At 57.1% G+C, this 15,574-nt stretch carries 12 protein-coding genes and 3 pseudogenes; 12 read left to right on the plus strand and 3 right to left on the minus strand.

Features of this window, described 5'->3' with window-relative positions; translation table 11 throughout:
- Positions 1–883: pseudogene (locus GXH28_RS14535) on the minus strand (hypothetical protein); the annotation flags it as partial.
- A gap of 16 nt (positions 884–899) precedes the next feature.
- Positions 900–1,286: a hypothetical protein gene (locus GXH28_RS14540; RefSeq protein ID WP_169239748.1), complete on the minus strand. Its 387-nt coding sequence runs from the start codon at positions 1,284–1,286 to the stop codon at positions 900–902.
- A 132-nt stretch (positions 1,287–1,418) separates the two neighbouring features.
- Between GXH28_RS14540 and GXH28_RS14545 the strand changes: the two genes are divergently transcribed.
- The 6 genes from GXH28_RS14545 to GXH28_RS14570 all read left to right on the plus strand — a co-directional run bounded on the left by GXH28_RS14545 (position 1,419) and on the right by GXH28_RS14570 (position 9,341).
- Entirely contained in the window at positions 1,419–2,420 is a 1,002-nt protein-coding gene (locus GXH28_RS14545; RefSeq protein ID WP_169239749.1) for a LacI family DNA-binding transcriptional regulator, read from the plus strand.
- A gap of 37 nt (positions 2,421–2,457) precedes the next feature.
- On the plus strand, positions 2,458–3,843 hold the full coding sequence (locus tag GXH28_RS14550) for an extracellular solute-binding protein (protein ID WP_169239750.1): 1,386 nt from the start codon (positions 2,458–2,460) through the stop codon (positions 3,841–3,843).
- 171 nt (positions 3,844–4,014) lie between these two features.
- Positions 4,015–4,851 (plus strand): carbohydrate ABC transporter permease, encoded by an 837-nt coding sequence (locus tag GXH28_RS14555; protein ID WP_169239751.1) that lies wholly within the window; start codon positions 4,015–4,017, stop codon positions 4,849–4,851.
- Positions 4,852–4,853: 2 nt separating this feature from the next.
- Positions 4,854–5,696, plus strand: a complete 843-nt coding sequence (locus tag GXH28_RS14560) for a carbohydrate ABC transporter permease (RefSeq protein ID WP_169239752.1) — start codon at positions 4,854–4,856, stop codon at positions 5,694–5,696.
- Between the two features lie 73 nt (positions 5,697–5,769).
- Positions 5,770–8,199: a glycoside hydrolase family 38 N-terminal domain-containing protein gene (locus tag GXH28_RS14565; protein WP_169239753.1), complete on the plus strand. Its 2,430-nt coding sequence runs from the start codon at positions 5,770–5,772 to the stop codon at positions 8,197–8,199.
- 11 nt (positions 8,200–8,210) lie between these two features.
- Positions 8,211–9,341: a Gfo/Idh/MocA family protein gene (locus GXH28_RS14570; protein ID WP_169239754.1), complete on the plus strand. Its 1,131-nt coding sequence runs from the start codon at positions 8,211–8,213 to the stop codon at positions 9,339–9,341.
- A gap of 68 nt (positions 9,342–9,409) precedes the next feature.
- On the opposite strand, the pseudogene GXH28_RS16895 reads toward GXH28_RS14570, so the two are convergent.
- Positions 9,410–9,943, minus strand: a pseudogene (locus GXH28_RS16895) (phosphorylase family protein).
- Between the two features lie 214 nt (positions 9,944–10,157).
- Between GXH28_RS16895 and GXH28_RS14580 the strand changes: the two are divergent.
- The 6 genes and pseudogenes from GXH28_RS14580 to GXH28_RS14600 form a co-directional block, all read left to right on the plus strand.
- Positions 10,158–11,159 (plus strand): LacI family DNA-binding transcriptional regulator, encoded by a 1,002-nt coding sequence (locus tag GXH28_RS14580; RefSeq protein ID WP_169239755.1) that lies wholly within the window; start codon positions 10,158–10,160, stop codon positions 11,157–11,159.
- Positions 11,160–11,248: 89 nt separating this feature from the next.
- Positions 11,249–11,344, plus strand: a pseudogene (locus tag GXH28_RS17010) (twin-arginine translocation signal domain-containing protein); the annotation flags it as partial.
- Positions 11,345–11,455: 111 nt separating this feature from the next.
- Complete coding sequence (locus GXH28_RS14585; RefSeq protein ID WP_240550429.1) at positions 11,456–12,562, plus strand: extracellular solute-binding protein; 1,107 nt, start codon at positions 11,456–11,458, stop codon at positions 12,560–12,562.
- Between the two features lie 129 nt (positions 12,563–12,691).
- A complete protein-coding gene (locus GXH28_RS14590) occupies positions 12,692–13,570 on the plus strand; it encodes a carbohydrate ABC transporter permease (protein ID WP_169239757.1) in 879 nt (292 codons plus the stop codon).
- 2 nt (positions 13,571–13,572) lie between these two features.
- Positions 13,573–14,415, plus strand: a complete 843-nt coding sequence (locus tag GXH28_RS14595; protein ID WP_240550431.1) for a carbohydrate ABC transporter permease — start codon at positions 13,573–13,575, stop codon at positions 14,413–14,415.
- A 37-nt stretch (positions 14,416–14,452) separates the two neighbouring features.
- Positions 14,453–15,574 (plus strand): glycoside hydrolase family 38 N-terminal domain-containing protein (locus GXH28_RS14600; protein WP_169239759.1); only part of this gene is annotated, 1,122 nt, incomplete at its 3' end.

Below are 15,574 nucleotides of genomic sequence, written 5' to 3' on the forward strand. Positions count from 1 at the left end.
CAGCATGCCGCCGTTCCCAGCCCCGACACAAACGTCGCTGTATCACCGTCTTGCAGCCGCTCTCTACTACGCCGCTGCCAATCGGCAGCCCTTGCGCACGGAACGCTGCATAACGCATCCGCTCTGCATTGTTGGCAAAGTAGCCCGCCAGCTCCGCCGCCTCAGCCTGAGGCAGCCCTCGCACCGCTTTCGCAACGGCCTGCGCTCTGCCGGCCCAGGGCGCGTCCAGTTGTCTCTCCGCCCAGGCCTTGGCCGTATCCGGCTGCTGAGGCCAGGCCCGTTCGGCCGCGTGGTGCACATGCTGAGCCGCATGCGCCCAGTCCACAATCTGGATGGCGTCGGGGAAGTTGGCGCGTGTGATGCGCTCAATCCAAGCCGCCCCGTCGTTGACCGATGTCACACGCACGCAGTCCGGCAATCCCCGTCGCAGCCCCTCGACATACTGCCGGCGCGCCATGTCGTCTGCATCCCCCAGCGTCGCCTGATAACTGTGCCGTTCGAGCTTGACGACCGCTTTCTGCGCCGCATGACGGGCGCTCACCTGCTCGGTCTGCTGTCGGCTCACCCTGACCTGAGAGATGGCCGTCACTTTGACTTCCTTCCACCCTTCGCCCCGAACGCGGATGAATACCCCATCGGTCGAGACATTGCCCTGTTCCTTGACCGGATCAACCCGGCAAGGCGTCATCTCAGGCCTCTCCCCGCTTGCCAGCGCAACGGCATGGGCCTGCGCCACTTCGGCCTCGCGCATGGCGTCAATCTTCGCTCCCTCGCCTTCACTGATGCGCCGCACGCTGTTCCCTGATATGTGCCAGCCGGTGATCACCTGATACGCCTGCGCAGCGCGGTCAAACGACGGCGCTTCCAGTCCCAACTGCAACACCGCCCGGGCTGCGCCTTCACTCCACCGGTCCGCTCTCAGGCGCAGCACGTGATCCAGGGGGAAAAGCCGTCTGGCCGCACCCGTTCGGACAGACGTAGTAGCTGCGCTCGATCCGGCTGTGTCCTTCCAAGCCGTTGACCTGCTTGCCGCGCCGGCCTTTCAACCGCATCGGCTTGCCACAGCTCGGACAGAGCGGCTGGGTGATGTCTGCGCGGTGCCGACGTTGATTGATCAGAATCTCCAATCCACGGCCCATCAGCGCTTGTCGCATGGCTTCGATCTCAGCGAACGTGGCGTCCGGATGCTGGTCATACCATGTCTTGAATGCTTCATAGGCCTGGGCGGCCAGGGCCAGGAACTGTTCGCGCCGCTGCGCGTGGCTGGATACGGTTGATGGTTTCATGTCCCCTATTTTGCTCCCGCTGCAGAAAAAGTCGCCCACAAATCTGCGCTACACCCGGAAGCACACAACCGATTGACAAGTAGAGAGATTTCTAGTACTATCGAGCAAACGCTTGCGCAAACGATCGCCTGAATGGTAACCATAAAGGATGTCGCCGAGTTGGCTCGGGTTTCCGCTACAACTGTCTCACACGTGATCAACCAAACACGCTACGTTGACCCGGCTACGCGGCAACGGGTGACGGAAGCAATCGCCGAACTCGGTTACCGGCCCAACACCCTTGCGCGCAGTCTGAGGCGTCGGGAGACACGAACGATCGGCCTGATCGTACCGGATAACTCTAATCCCTACTTTGCAGAACTCGCCCGGGCAGTGGAAGACGCCGGCTTCGCTGAAGGCTATAGCGTGATCCTCTGCAACTCCGACATGTCGGAGGCAAAGGAAGCTGCCTACATCGAGGTGTTGCTCTCTAAACGCGTGGACGGCATCATCCTAATCTCGGCCGCCAACCGGCGCGACAAGTTCAATGCTATTCTGCAGGCCGGCGTCCCTGTAGTCACAGTTGCACGCGAGTTGAGCGATCTACCTATTGACCAAATCGTGACCGACAACGAGCAAGGAGGGTATCTCGTCGGCCGTCACTTGATCGAGCTGGGTCACCGGAATATCGGATGCATTGCTGGGCCGCGCGATGAGACTCCAAGCGCAGACCGCATCGTAGGACTGCGCAGGGCACTGCAAGAGTCAGGTATCCATCTCCCCGCAGAGCTTGTCATTCGAGGCGACTTCACCTACGAAAGCGGCAGGCAGGTCATGACTGAGTTGCTGCTCCGCTGCCCGCATCTCACGGCCGTGTTTGCGGCTAACGACCGGATGGCAATCGGTGCGATGAATCACCTATGGCGCACAGGCCGACGTATTCCAGATGATGTTTCGATCGTTGGATTCGACGATATTCCAGTTGCGGCGATGACTTGTCCACCACTTACCACAGTCGCTCCACCGAAAGCAGACTTCGCACGCACTAGCGTCTCGCTCCTGATCGAGCGCATCACGACAGGTCGCACCACGCCACTCCGTGTCGTTCTGCCCACGCGGCTGATGATACGCGAAAGCTGCCGAGCAATCGTCTAGCAAGTCAGGTAAGTAAGAGGTTCAAACCTTTTGAGTCGTGGCGCGTTTGCCACGAAAGTTTAAACAAGCTAGGAGGCAAGAAGTGAAAGATCAACCTACTGTGACCCGAGTCTCAAGGCGTAAGTTTCTCAAGGCCGCCACCCTAGCCGCAGGAAGCCTGGGCATTGGCGCAGGTCTAAGCGCCTGCGCCACGCCACCCACACGCGCCCCCCAACAACCGGCACAGCCTGCAGAGCCATCTCCAACCCAAGCCCCGGCCACCGATGCGGGCCGTAAGACCCTCGTGCTGGCAATTCAGGGATTCGCGCATGACGCGATGAAACCTGTGTTAGCGAAATGGGAGGAACGAACCGGCCACAAGGTCACGCTCGAAAGCGGGCCGGTGAGCGGCAATGAGATGATCACTAAATACGCGCCCGCATTTCAATCCGGTGTCAGTCCGGTGGACGTGATGAGCGACGCAGACGATTCTGGCCCGACGTTCTACCGCGCTGGCTGGATGGAACCACTCGACGAAGTCATCCCTCAAGAAACATGGGACGACTTCCCCGAATCATTCAAGCAGCAGATCGAAGTGTGGCATAGCTTCAACGGCAAGCGCTATCGTGTCCCGCACGAGTTTGCCATTGGCTACACCTTCTACCGCAAGGATTGGTTCGATGAGAGAAAGATCGAACCACCCAAGACGTGGGAAGAGGTCGTGGCAATCGGCAAGGAGTTCACCAATCCACCGGTGTTTGGCACGATAGAGGCAATGATCAAGCCCGCGCTGGCGTTCGTTTACATGGCCTATCTGGCTGCACAGAGCGGAGGCAACCTCTTTGAGTTCGACGACGCTACAGCACAGGCCTTCCAATTTGCCTACGATCTCATCCACACCCACAAGATCATGCCAGAAACTGCGCTCTCGATGGACTACACGCAGCAGAATGAAGAATACATGAAGGATCACGTCGCCTTCATGCGCCAATGGCCATTCTTCTGGGACGTGGCGCGTGGAAACAAGAATTGGTATCAGGAAGGCAAAGCCGAGATTGCGCTGCCGCCCGCCGGCCCTGCCGGCGCCAAGTCATGGTGGGGTGGATGGGGCTTCTCCGTGCCCAAGTTCGCACCCAATAAGACCGAGGCACTGGACCTGATCGCCTTTATCACTAACAACGAGAACGCGCCGATCCTCGCCAAGGGACAGAGTTGGTTCGTCATGCCGCGCAAGTCCATCATGGCAGTGATGGGCAACGAAGGTCTAGCCGTTCATATGCAGCGATATGCTGAGGCCAACGTTCCTTCACCACGTCCTTTCCATCCCAAAGTTGCCGAAGCTCAATCAATCGTGGACGACGTAGCTTCGCTGTATCTGACAAAGCAAATATCGTTGGCCGAAGCCCTGCAACAGGGCAAGGAACGCATTGCCGCGTTGGGTTAGCTCCTCTTCTTTCCCAACATTGGGGCGTTGGGCCTGAGTTCAGGTCTCGACGCCCCACCCTGCATCTTGATGACACAATCGCCCACGACTTTCGCGCCCATGCCTGCGCGAGCTGCGCGGTTTCGCCTAACGCGACGCATGAGGCGCACTGCGATCCTTATCGGTCTACTCTTGTTACCCGCAGTTGCACTGCGGCTATTCACTGCGATCTATCCCTTCTTTAATACGGTCTGGCTGAGCTTCCACGACTGGAACCCTGCCTTTCCTCCTCAGCAGTTCGTTGGTTTAAAAAATTTCCAGGCGTTGACGCGGGATATCGCCGTCACCAGCAGCATCAGCTTTACTGTGCTGTTTGTCACGGTCTCGACATTACTGGAAATTGTGCTGGGGATGGCAATTGCACTCATGCTGAATCGCGCTTTCTTCGGGCGCGGCGCTGTACGAGCTGTCAACCTCATCCCTTGGGCCATCCCGATGGTGGTTGCTGCGATCGGCTTCCGGTGGATGTACGATACCCAGTACGGCGTCATCAACGACTTGCTCCACCGAACGATCGGGGTGAAAGTACCTTGGTTAGTAGACTTTTGGGGAGCGCGCGCAGCAGTCATCGCTACAAATGTCTGGAAATCCACACCGTTCGTTGGACTGGTACTTCTAGCCGCCTTACAAGGCGTGCCCCAAGACCTCTATGAAGCCGGCAGGGTAGATGGCACAAACCGCGTCTCTGCTTTCTTCTACATCACGCTGCCGTTGATCATGCCGCAGATCGTCACCATTGGCCTATTCATGGTAGTGTGGCAATTAGCCGCCTTCGACCTGGTCTTCGCGATGACGGGCGGCGGGCCAGGATTTGCAACTCAGGTGCTGGCCTATCGCATTTATCAAGTCGCGTTCACCGCACTCAACTTCGGCTATGCCTCAGCAATCAGCATGGTGCTATTCATCGTTGTTGGCATCGCCAGCATTATCGGCTTGTTACTGTTTCGCAAAGTGGAGGTGTCATTGTGAACATGCGTTTGGCACGTGCAGTCGACAGTGCACTGCTGGCGATTGCGGTTTTCATCTTTCTGTTTATCGTGCTCTTCCCATTCTACTGGATTGTGCTGTCATCGTTCACGCCGAAGTACGAGCTGTTTACCATTCCACCACGCTACTGGTTCAGCACTTTTACCCTCGAAAACTACCAAGCGCTCGCGAACAGCATTCCGCTGGTTCGCTACTTCGTTAATTCACTGTTATTTGCTGCAGGTTCAAGCCTAGTTTCCGTTGCGGCGGCCTTTCTCGCCAGCTATGCGCTGGCCCGCATCCAATTCCGCGGCGCGAACCTCATTTTTATCGCCTTCGTCATGTCAATTGCGCTACCCCAGATTGGCGGCCTTGTGCCTTTGTTCGAGTTGTTCAAGAGCACCAATTTGATTAATACCTATCACGGATTGGTTATTCTTATGTCTTCACTCGTCCTCCCGTTCACAATTTGGATTCTGGTTCCTTTTCTGCGCCAAATCCCTTACGAGATCGAAGAAGCGGCAATCATGGATGGCGCGCGTTTACCTCAGCTCTTCTGGTTCATCACATTGCCGATTATGCGCCCAGCACTTGTCACAATGTTCATCATCAACTTCATCATTGCCTGGAACGAGCTGATCTATCCGTTGGTGTTCGCTACCAGTGGATCAAACAAAACGCTCAGCGTTGGCTTGGTTGAGCTTGCGGTACAGCCCACAGCTGGCGGTGGACGCCCCTGGGATCTTCTGAGTGCTATGAGCGTGGTGATGATTGTGCCGATACTTGTCCTGGTCTTACTCTTCCAAAGGCTGATCGTGAGTGGACTGACGCGCGGCGCGATCAAGTAACTGATCTATCATCACTCGTTTATTGCGGTATCCCAATATGCGTATTCCGATTTATTACACTTTTGGCAATCACATGCATTGGGTAGACATGGAGTGGTTATGGGGCTACAATGTCCTCCCCAGCTCTATCCATGACATGTTGCGCTTGTGTCGCGAAGCCGGCGTCAAAGGCAATGTCAACTTCGACGCGATTGGCTATGAGAAGCTGGCCGCTGAGTCGCCTGAAGCACTCGCCGAGTTGCGCTGCGCTGTTCAGCAAGGGCAAATCGAAGTGGTGGGCGCATCATATGGCCAGCCTTACGGATTGTTCCATGGTGGAGAATCCAATATCCGTCAGCGCATCTTTGGGGTGCGCGCGGCGATGCGCCTATTAGGTGTGCGCCCGCGCACGTTCTGGGAAGAAGAATTCGATTTTTTCCCTCAACTTCCACAAATTCTGAGAGGCGTGGGCTATGAATACGCCGCTCTCTTCTTTCAGTGGACATGGCATACGCCGGTAATGCCAATCGAGCACGCGCCAGCAGTCTGGTGGGAAGGTCTGGATGGCAGCCGGCTGCTCACCGCCCCGCGGAATGCGCTCAATCTCCATCAATGGCCCGAGGACTTCGAAGGCTTGCTCGAAAGCCCACAACTACGCGAGATGAAGTGGCCGCTCATCCTGCAATGGCTGGAACTCATGCCTTCCCCCGACTGGATGTGCCGATCAGAAGTAATCCTGCCGCCGCTACGCGCGCTGTTGGCCGACCCTCGCTTCGATATGCGGCCGGTCACGCTCTCTGAATTTCTTGAGTTGGCAAGAGAAGTTGCCGCGCCTCGGCAATATGCACTCGACGATGTCTTCCATGGCATGAGCCTCGGAAAAAATGGCGACCGCATGCGTCGCTTCAGCCGCACAAGTGAGCACCAGCTACTCGCAGCAGAGTCTATTTCAGCCATGTCCGCTTTCTTCGGGCGTCCCTATCCTAGCTGGGACGTTTATCCGGTCTGGGAGCTGGAAGAAGCCTGGCGCGAGCTGCTTGCTGCACAGCATCACGACAATGACGAATGCGAAGGGCTGTGCGGATTCATCGGTGTGTATTCTTACGAGCGCAGCCTCAGTCTGAGCCGCCATGTAATCAATCGCACGATGCAATTGCTCGCCCGCCGTGTAGGGTGTCCGGTCGCCTACAACCCGCTTGGATGGCCGCGCAGCGCCGTCATCGTTGATCCGGAAACGGGTCAGAAATTTCACCTTCGCAACATTCCCCCATTCGGCTACTGCGCCATCACTGATCAAATGCGTGGCAATGGTCTGCTGTCTATCGAGCGGATCAAAGACAATGGAACGATTACCTTGAGGCGCGGTGCGCTCTCTGTCACTGTCAACTGCAACCTCGGCAAGATCACGCAAATCACTGGTGAGGCTTTCCCCGATGGCGTGCTGGATGCGACGCAGTCACTCATTGATTTGTTGATGGTACGAAACGGGATAACGGATTGCTTCGAGCGGGCCGATGTGGGCCTGACAGGCGACGCAATTCGCATCAACCGATTCGGTCGCGACGGGGCGCTTGTCACCGTTACGATTACTTTAGCGCCGGATCAAGATGGTGTAGATTTACACTACGCGGCGTGTGATCTTCCTAGGCCGGATGGCGGTATGAACGCCGCGCTGTGCACACTGGTCGGCGTTCGATTTCCCTACACGCTTATCCACGATCACCCTTACGGAGTGAGCGAGATCACCCCCCATGGTACATATCTCAAAAAGTATCCAACCGGGGACTGGATGACCTCGAAGCAGTGGTTCGAGGAAGTGCACAACCCGTTCACGGCGCTACAGTTCGTTGACTTGGTTGAGACCGACCCGGTCGGAGGTGAACGTGGACTACTAATGCTCCACGACGGAAGCCAGGCATTTCGGCGCGATGGCGATCGCCTACTCCACATCCTAACAATGTATGACCCATGGGACGAGGATTTCTTCTACGACCAGCTCGATGTGCGCATTCGTCTAATACCTCATGGTCGCATCAACCACGCAGAGCGCTGGAAGCTGGCACAGGCATTTACACGCCCGGTCCTTTGCTGCTTCCCGAAGGCAAACGGAGAACGTCCGAAGCAAACGTCCAGCACGCTGCCGCCGGCTTTCGGATGCGTGTGGTGTGACGCCGACAACGTCGCCGTCACTGCGTTTTACCGGGAGGCCCAACTTGGGGATATTCGATATCCGTTTGTGTTACGGCTCGTCGAGTTCAACGGTCAGGCTACGAGCGTGCGACTGCGTCTGCCGGGCCACATTGCCGATGCGCGTAAGACTAATCTGCTCGGCGAAACCATCAGCCGGCTGGTGCCGACACCTGCGGAGCCACCGCTAGAGGTTTTAAGTACGTGGAGCACCATTAGCTTTGAGATGCGCCCCTATGAGATTGCAACGCTGTACCTCGACCTCGAGCTTGGCCGCAAAGTCACGCGTGACCTCGATGCGTATCGCAACGTGTGGGCAACAGTCCACCGTGTCTAACCCCATGCCCTATGAGTCACTCACTTGGAATCGGCGTACTCGGCTTGCACGAAGGGCGCACGATGCTCGTGGCGCTCATCCACCCTGTGCCGCGCGATCCAGCGACCGATCCTAGGGATATCGGCCGGCTTCGTACATCCTACGTCCGCGCTGTGGCGGGGTGTGACCTGCGCGAGGAAAAGATTGCCGCGGCGCGTGCCGTCTGTCCCGATGTGTTCTACACCACCCGTTACGAGGAGATGCTCGCACGCAGTGATGTAGACATCGTTTGCATTTACACGCCGGATCACCTGCACGGCCAGCATATCGTGCAGGCGTTCGAGGCAGGCAAACACGTCATCTGCACGAAACCGCTGGTTAACTCCCTCGACGACGCCAGGCGCGTGCTAGAAGCAGGTCGGCGCACCGGTCGCAAGTTACTGGTAGGTCAAAGCACCCGTTTCTTTGAGTCCTTCCAGCGACAACGACGGGCCTTCGAGCGAGGCGAGATTGGCGCTTTAGAATTCGTAGACGCCCACTACATCCATCGTATGGATTGGTACTACGACAAGAGCCCGTGGGCAGCTACTACCACCGACTGGGCTTTCCTGTGCCTAAGCCATCCGGTGGACCTCGTGCGTTGGTATCTTGGTCACATCGTCGAAGTGCATGCGCTGGGATATCGCTCGTCTCTGGCCCACAAATACGGTGCCGGATTCGATATCTACACAGCCAACTTGCGCAGCAGCGATGGCCGCATTGGTCGAGCAATGGGGCATTACGGTCTGCGTGACCTTCCGTCTGCTCGCAATGCTATCGAGCTCATGCTGTATGGTTCAGAAGGCACCAGCTTGGCCCAGTATCACGACATGCGCTATATCCACACTTCATCGGATGGGGATGTTATCGAGGATCCTCTCTACGGCAAGCGCGCCTATTACTTCAACAACGAAGTACACGGCATGCATTACGGCGAATTCGCCAACTACGCCGAATATTTCGCCGAAGCGCTGCTGCAAGATCGCCCCTACTCCCCCGATCTTGAGGAAGGCATCGAGACGATTTGTGTGTTGGAAGCGATTCGACGTTCGGCACACTCCGGTCGGCCGGTACAGCTCGCGCCGTTAATGTCAGAAGTGGGCTTGCAACCCCCTGCAACTTAGAAGGGATCGCGCCCCGCAACAACTACAATTCAATCAAAACATGAGGCGCTAGTAAGCGACTGTCGCTTTTATATGGGCCGGTTTACTGCCGCCTCCACTGCCATCCGGATCGCGTTCTCGACGGCGATCGCTTTGGCCTCCAACACAACGCGCTCGGCCTCGGTGCGCTGGGCGATCACGCCGCACACACAACCCGCGGCGAAGCCGTACACGCCGCCCATCTTGAACAGCGTGCCGCTCTCCATCTCGTAGTTCAGCACATTCAGGCGACGATACTCCTCGGTGACGCCGCGTAAGGCGCGCAGCAGATGCGGATTGGCCGAGCCGGTGCGCTCCTGGCCCTCATAGAAGGTGTCCACGCTGGCCGTGATGCCCACGTGGTGCTCTACCCCCAGCTCACGCGAGAGCACGCGCACACCACCTGAAGCGATTGCACCCATCGCCAGCTCCCTTCGCCCGGCACACCTAACTTGCGCACGATGAAAACATCCATCGGCACTCTCAGCACGCTTGCAATCTCGTAGGCGACCGGTACACCACTCACGAGGTAAAGCCAGCACGACGACATCGTCGCGCCCGGCTCGGCAGCGCCTGGTGGGGATGCGCGGGGGTAAAGCGCGTGGCGGGACCTGAGCGGGCGATGGGGTTGTCGGTAGTGCAAAACGGCCTAGAACCGCCTCGTGCCAGTCAGGGAGGCGTTTGTTCAAACTTGCCTACATTGAAAGAGACAGTACGACCGTTTGTAAACGAATTGACAGGTGACACGATTCTCATAGAATATGCGAGCAATCGTTTGCGCAAATCATTGCTCACGAAATGGTAACCATAAAAGACGTTGCGGATCTCGCCCAAGTCTCCATAACCACCGTGTCACATGTGATTAACCAAACGCGTCGTGTTGACCCGACCACGTGGCAACGAGTCACCGAGGCGATCATCGAGCTTGGCTATCGGCCTAACGCGCTGGCCCGCAGTCTAAGGCGCGGCGAAACGCGCACGATCGGCTTGATCGTGCCAGACAATTCCAATCCCTACTTTGCAGAACTTGCTCGGGCAGTCGAAGATGCCGGCTTTGATAGGGGATACAGTGTGATCTTGTGCAATTCCGACATGTCGGAGGCAAAGGAGGCTGCTTACATTGAAGCACTGCTTTCCAAACGTGTAGACGGCATCATCCTGATCTCAGCTGCCAACCTACGGGAGAAGTTCAGCACTATTGTCCGGTCCGGCATCCCGGCGGTCACAGTCGCACGTGAGTTAAGCGACCTGCCGATTGACCAAGTGGCGACCGATAACGAGCAAGGTGGCTACCTAGCCGGTCGCTACTTGATCGAACTGGGACATCGGCAGATTGGGTGCATCGCCGGACCACGCGACGAAACACCGAGCGCAGATCGGGTCGTGGGGTTGCGCAGGGCCCTGCAGGAGGCCGGCGTCCCGCTTCCTTCGGAGCTCGTCATCCGAGGCGACTTCACCTACGAAAGCGGTAGGCAGGTCATGGCCGAGTTGTTGCGACGCTGCCCGGATCTCAGCGCCGTATTCGCGACAAACGATCGGATGGCGATCGGTGCGATGAATCATCTGTGGCGAGTGGGAAAGCGTGTTCCGGGTGACATTTCCATCGTTGGGTTTGACGACATACCCATCGCAGCGATGACGTGTCCACCATTGACCACGATCGCACCGCCCAAAGCGGACTTTGCGCATGTGAGCGTGTCACTCTTGATCGAACGCATCAACGCAGGGCGCACCGAACCACTCCGCGTCGTTCTACCCACCCGACTAGTCATTCGCGAGAGCTGTCGGGCAATTACTTAGCAATCACACTGGTTCAAGCAGTTTTAGTGGCGGTACTGCCGCAACAAACTTTTTGGCAAGCCAGGAGGTAAAAAGTGAAAGACAAACCCGTGACCCGAATTTCAAGGCGAAAATTTCTTAAGGCCGCTGGACTAGCAGCAGGTGGTTTAGGGATGGGCGTCGGACTGAGCGCATGTGCCGCGCCGCCTGCGCGTGCGCCTCAACAACCCGCAGAGCCATCGCCAACCCAAGCTCCGGCCACCGGCGCGGTGAGCAAAACGCTGGTTCTCGCAATTCAGGGATTCGCCCATGATGCAATGAAACCCGTCCTCGCTAAGTGGGAAGAAATGACTGGCCACAAGGTCACCCTCGAAAGCGGGCCGGTAAGCGGCAACGAGATGATCACCAAGTACGCGCCGGCATTCCAATCCGGCGTCAGCCCGGTGGACGTGATGAGCGATGCAGATGACTCCGGTCCATCATTCTATCGCGCCGGCTGGATGGAGCCGCTCGACGAGGTAATCCCTCAAGAAACGTGGGACGACTTTCCAGAGTCATTCAAGCAACAGATCGAAGTGTGGCACAGCTTCAACGGCAAGCGCTATCGTGTCCCCCACGAGTTCGCCATCGGATATACCTTCTACCGAAAGGACTGGTTCGACGAGAGGAAGATTGAACCACCCAAGACCTGGGACGAAGTGATAGCGATCGGCAAGGAATTCACCAATCCACCGGTCTTCGGCACGATGGAGGCGTTGATCAAGCCCGCGCTGGCATTCGTTTATATGGCCTATCTGACCGCCCAAAGTGGGGGCAATGTCTTTGAATTCGACGACGCGACAGCACAAGCCTTCCAATTCGCCTACGATCTCATCCACACCCACAAGATCATGCCGGAAACCACACTTTCGATGGACTACACGCAGCAAAATGAGGAATACATGAAGGATCACGTCGCCTTCATGCGCCAGTGGCCATTCTTCTGGGATGTAGCACGTGGAAATAAGAACTGGTATCAGGAGGGCAGAGCCGAGATTACCCTGCCGCCTGCCGGCCCTGCCGGCGCCAAGTCATGGTGGGGCGGATGGGGCTTCTCTGTGCCCAAGTTTGCGCCAAACAAGGCCGAGGCGCTTGACTTGATAGCCTTCATTACCAACAACGAGAACGCGCCGATCCTCGCTAAGGGACAAAGCTGGTTCGTCATGCCCCGCAAGTCCATCATGGCCGTAATGGGCAACGAAGGTCTGGCTGTCTACATGCAGCGATATGCCGAGGCCAACGTTCCTTCACCGCGTCCTTTCCATCCCAAGGTTGCCGAAGCTCAATCGGTTGTGGACGACGTGGCTTCGCTGTATCTCACCAAGCAAATATCGCTGGCCGAAGCCATGAAGCAGGGCAAGGAACGCATCGCGGCGTTGGGTTAGCATCTCCTTTCGCGATACTGGGGCGTCGAACCTGCACTTGTAGGTCTCGACGCCCCACCCCGCATCTCAATGACACAATCGCCCACGACTTTCGCGCCCATACCCGCGCGAACTGCGCGGTTTCGCCTGATGCAACGTACAAGGCGCATTGCAATCCTCATCTGCCTACTCCTGCTACCCTCGGTCGCGCTGCGCCTATTCACCGCGGTCTATCCCTTCTTCAACACGATCTGGCTGAGCTTCCACGACTGGAATCCCGCCTTTCCCCCTCAGCAGTTCGTCGGTCTAAAGAACTTCCAGGCTCTGACGCGGGACATCGCCGTCACCGGCAGCATCAGCTTTACCGTGCTATTTGTCACGATCTCGACACTACTGGAAATTGTGCTGGGAATGGCAATTGCGCTCATTCTGCACCGCGCGTTCTTCGGACGCGGTGTCGTGCGAGCGATCAACCTCATCCCTTGGGCTATCCCGATGGTTGTTGCTGCGATCGGCTTCCGGTGGATGTATGACACACAGTACGGCGTCATCAACGACTTGCTCTATCGAACAATTGAGGTGAAGGTGCCCTGGTTAGTGGATTTTTGGGGAGCGCGTGCGGCAGTCATCGCTACGAATGTCTGGAAATCCACACCGTTCGTTGGGCTGGTACTTTTAGCCGCCCTACAAGGCGTGCCTCAAGACCTATATGAAGCCGGCAGGGTGGATGGCACGAACCGCGTCTCCGCTTTCTTCTACATCACGCTGCCATTGATCATGCCGCAGATCGTCACCATCGGCCTGTTCATGGTAGTTTGGCAGCTGGCTGCATTCGACCTGGTCTTCGCTATGACGGGTGGCGGGCCGGGATTCGCAACTCAGGTGCTGGCCTATCGCATTTACCAAGTCGCGTTCACCGCGCTCAACTTTGGCTATGCCTCAGCGATCAGCATGGTGCTATTCATCGTTGTTGGTATCGCCAGCATTATCGGCTTGTTACTGTTTCGCAAGGTGGAGGTGTCATTGTGAACATGCGTCTGGCACGTGCAGTCGACGGTGCACTGCTGGCGATTGCGGTTTTCATCTTCCTGTTTATCGTGCTCTTCCCGTTCTACTGGATCGTGCTGTCATCGTTCACGCCGAAGTACGAGCTGTTCACTATCCCACCGCGCTACTGGTTCAGCACCTTTACCCTCGAGAACTACCAAGTACTCGCTAACAGCATTCCACTTACTCGCTACTTCGTTAATTCACTGTTATTCGCTGCAGGCTCAAGCCTGGTCTCAGTTGCGGCAGCCTTTCTCGCCAGCTATGCGCTGGCCCGCATCCAATTTCGCGGCGCAAACCTCATCTTTATCGTCTTCGTCATGTCAATTGCGCTACCCCAGATCGGTGGCCTCGTGCCTTTGTTCGAGCTGTTCAAGAACACCGGTTTGATCAATACCTATCACGGATTGGTTATCCTAATGTCTTCGCTTGTCCTACCGTTTACGATTTGGATTTTGGTTCCTTTTCTACGCCAGATCCCTTATGAGATCGAAGAAGCGGCAATCATGGACGGCGCGCGTTTGCCCCACCTCTTCTGGTTCATCACGTTGCCGATCATGCGCCCGGCGCTTGTCACGATGTTCATCATCAACTTCATCATCGCCTGGAATGAGCTGATCTACCCGCTGGTGTTTGCCACCAGTGGGTCGAACAAAACGCTCAGCGTCGGCCTGGTCGAACTTGCGGTACAACCTACAGCCGGAGGCGGACGGCCGTGGGATCTCCTGAGCGCCATGAGTATAGTGATGATCGTGCCGATACTAATCGTGGTCCTACTCTTCCAAAAGCTGATTGTGAGTGGACTGACGCGCGGCGCGATCAAGTAACCGCTCCATTGCCTTTCGCTCGCCGTAGCCTGCTAAGATGCACATTCCACTTTACTACACCTTTGGCAACCACATGCACTGGGTAGACATGGAGTGGCTATGGGGCTACGATGTGCTCCCCAGCTCCATACACGACATGTTGCGCCTGTGTCGCGAAGCCGGCGTTAAGGGTAACATCAACTTCGACGCGATCGGCTATGAGAAGCTGGCTTCTGAGGCGCCGGAAACATTGGCCGAGTTGCGCTGCGCCGTTCAGCAAGGGCAAATCGAAGTTGTAGGCGCATCGTATGGCCAGCCTTACGGTTTGTTCCATGGTGGAGAATCGAATATCCGTCAGCGCATCTTTGGGGTGCGCACGGTAATGCGCCTGCTCGGCGTGCGCCCGCGCACATTCTGGGAAGAAGAGTTCGATTTCTTCCCTCAACTTCCACAAATTCTGAAAGGCGTAGGCTACGAATACGCCTCGCTCTTCTTTCAGTGGACGTGGCATACACCGGTTATGCCAACCGAGCGCATGTCGGCGGTCTGGTGGGAAGGCTTGGACGGCAGCCAGCTACTTACTGCCCCGCGCAACGCGCTCAATCTTCATCAGTGGCCCGAGGACTTCGAGGGCTTGCTCGAAAGCCCGCAGTTGCGCGAGATGAAGCTACCGCTCATCCTGCAGTGGCTGGAACTCATGCCTTCCCCCGACTGGATGTGCCGATCAGAAGTGATCTTGCCGCCATTGCGTGCGCTGCTGGCCGACCCTCGCTTCGATATACGGCCGGTCACGCTCTCTGAATTTCTCGAGTCGGCACGGGAAGTTGCCACGCCCAGACGATATGCACTCGACGATGTCTTTCACGGCGTGAGCCTCGGAAAGAATGGCGATCGCATGCGTCGCTTCAGCCGCGCAAGCGAGCACCAGTTACTTGCCGCAGAGTCAATCTCAGCCATGGTTGGCTTCTTCGGGCGTCCCTACCCGAGCTGGGACGTTTATCCGGTCTGGGAGTTGGAAGAGGCCTGGCGCGAGCTGCTTGCTGCGCAGCATCATGACAATGACGAATGCGAAGGGCTGTGCGGATTCATCGGTGTGTATTCTTACGAGCGCAGCCTCAGTCTGAGCCGCCATGTAATCAATCGCACGATGCAATTGCTCGCCCGCCGTGTAGGGTGTCTG

Origin of the sequence: Candidatus Roseilinea sp. NK_OTU-006, assembly GCF_012931985.1 — a bacterium.
GTDB lineage: Bacteria > Chloroflexota > Anaerolineae > J036 > Brachytrichaceae > JAAFGM01.

Bases quoted from the DNA above. Each gene is read 5' to 3' on its own strand.
- GXH28_RS14540 (WP_169239748.1), bottom strand. From the start codon at position 1,286: ATGAAACCATCAACCGTATCCAGCCACGCGCAGCGGCGCGAACAGTTC.
- GXH28_RS14545 (WP_169239749.1), top strand. From the start codon at position 1,419: ATGGTAACCATAAAGGATGTCGCCGAGTTGGCTCGGGTTTCCGCTACA.
- GXH28_RS14560 (WP_169239752.1), top strand. From the start codon at position 4,854: ATGCGTTTGGCACGTGCAGTCGACAGTGCACTGCTGGCGATTGCGGTT.
- GXH28_RS14565 (WP_169239753.1), top strand. From the start codon at position 5,770: ATGCATTGGGTAGACATGGAGTGGTTATGGGGCTACAATGTCCTCCCC.
- GXH28_RS14570 (WP_169239754.1), top strand. From the start codon at position 8,211: ATGAGTCACTCACTTGGAATCGGCGTACTCGGCTTGCACGAAGGGCGC.
- GXH28_RS14580 (WP_169239755.1), top strand. From the start codon at position 10,158: ATGGTAACCATAAAAGACGTTGCGGATCTCGCCCAAGTCTCCATAACC.
- GXH28_RS14585 (WP_240550429.1), top strand. From the start codon at position 11,456: ATGAAACCCGTCCTCGCTAAGTGGGAAGAAATGACTGGCCACAAGGTC.
- GXH28_RS14590 (WP_169239757.1), top strand. From the start codon at position 12,692: ATGCAACGTACAAGGCGCATTGCAATCCTCATCTGCCTACTCCTGCTA.
- GXH28_RS14595 (WP_240550431.1), top strand. From the start codon at position 13,573: ATGCGTCTGGCACGTGCAGTCGACGGTGCACTGCTGGCGATTGCGGTT.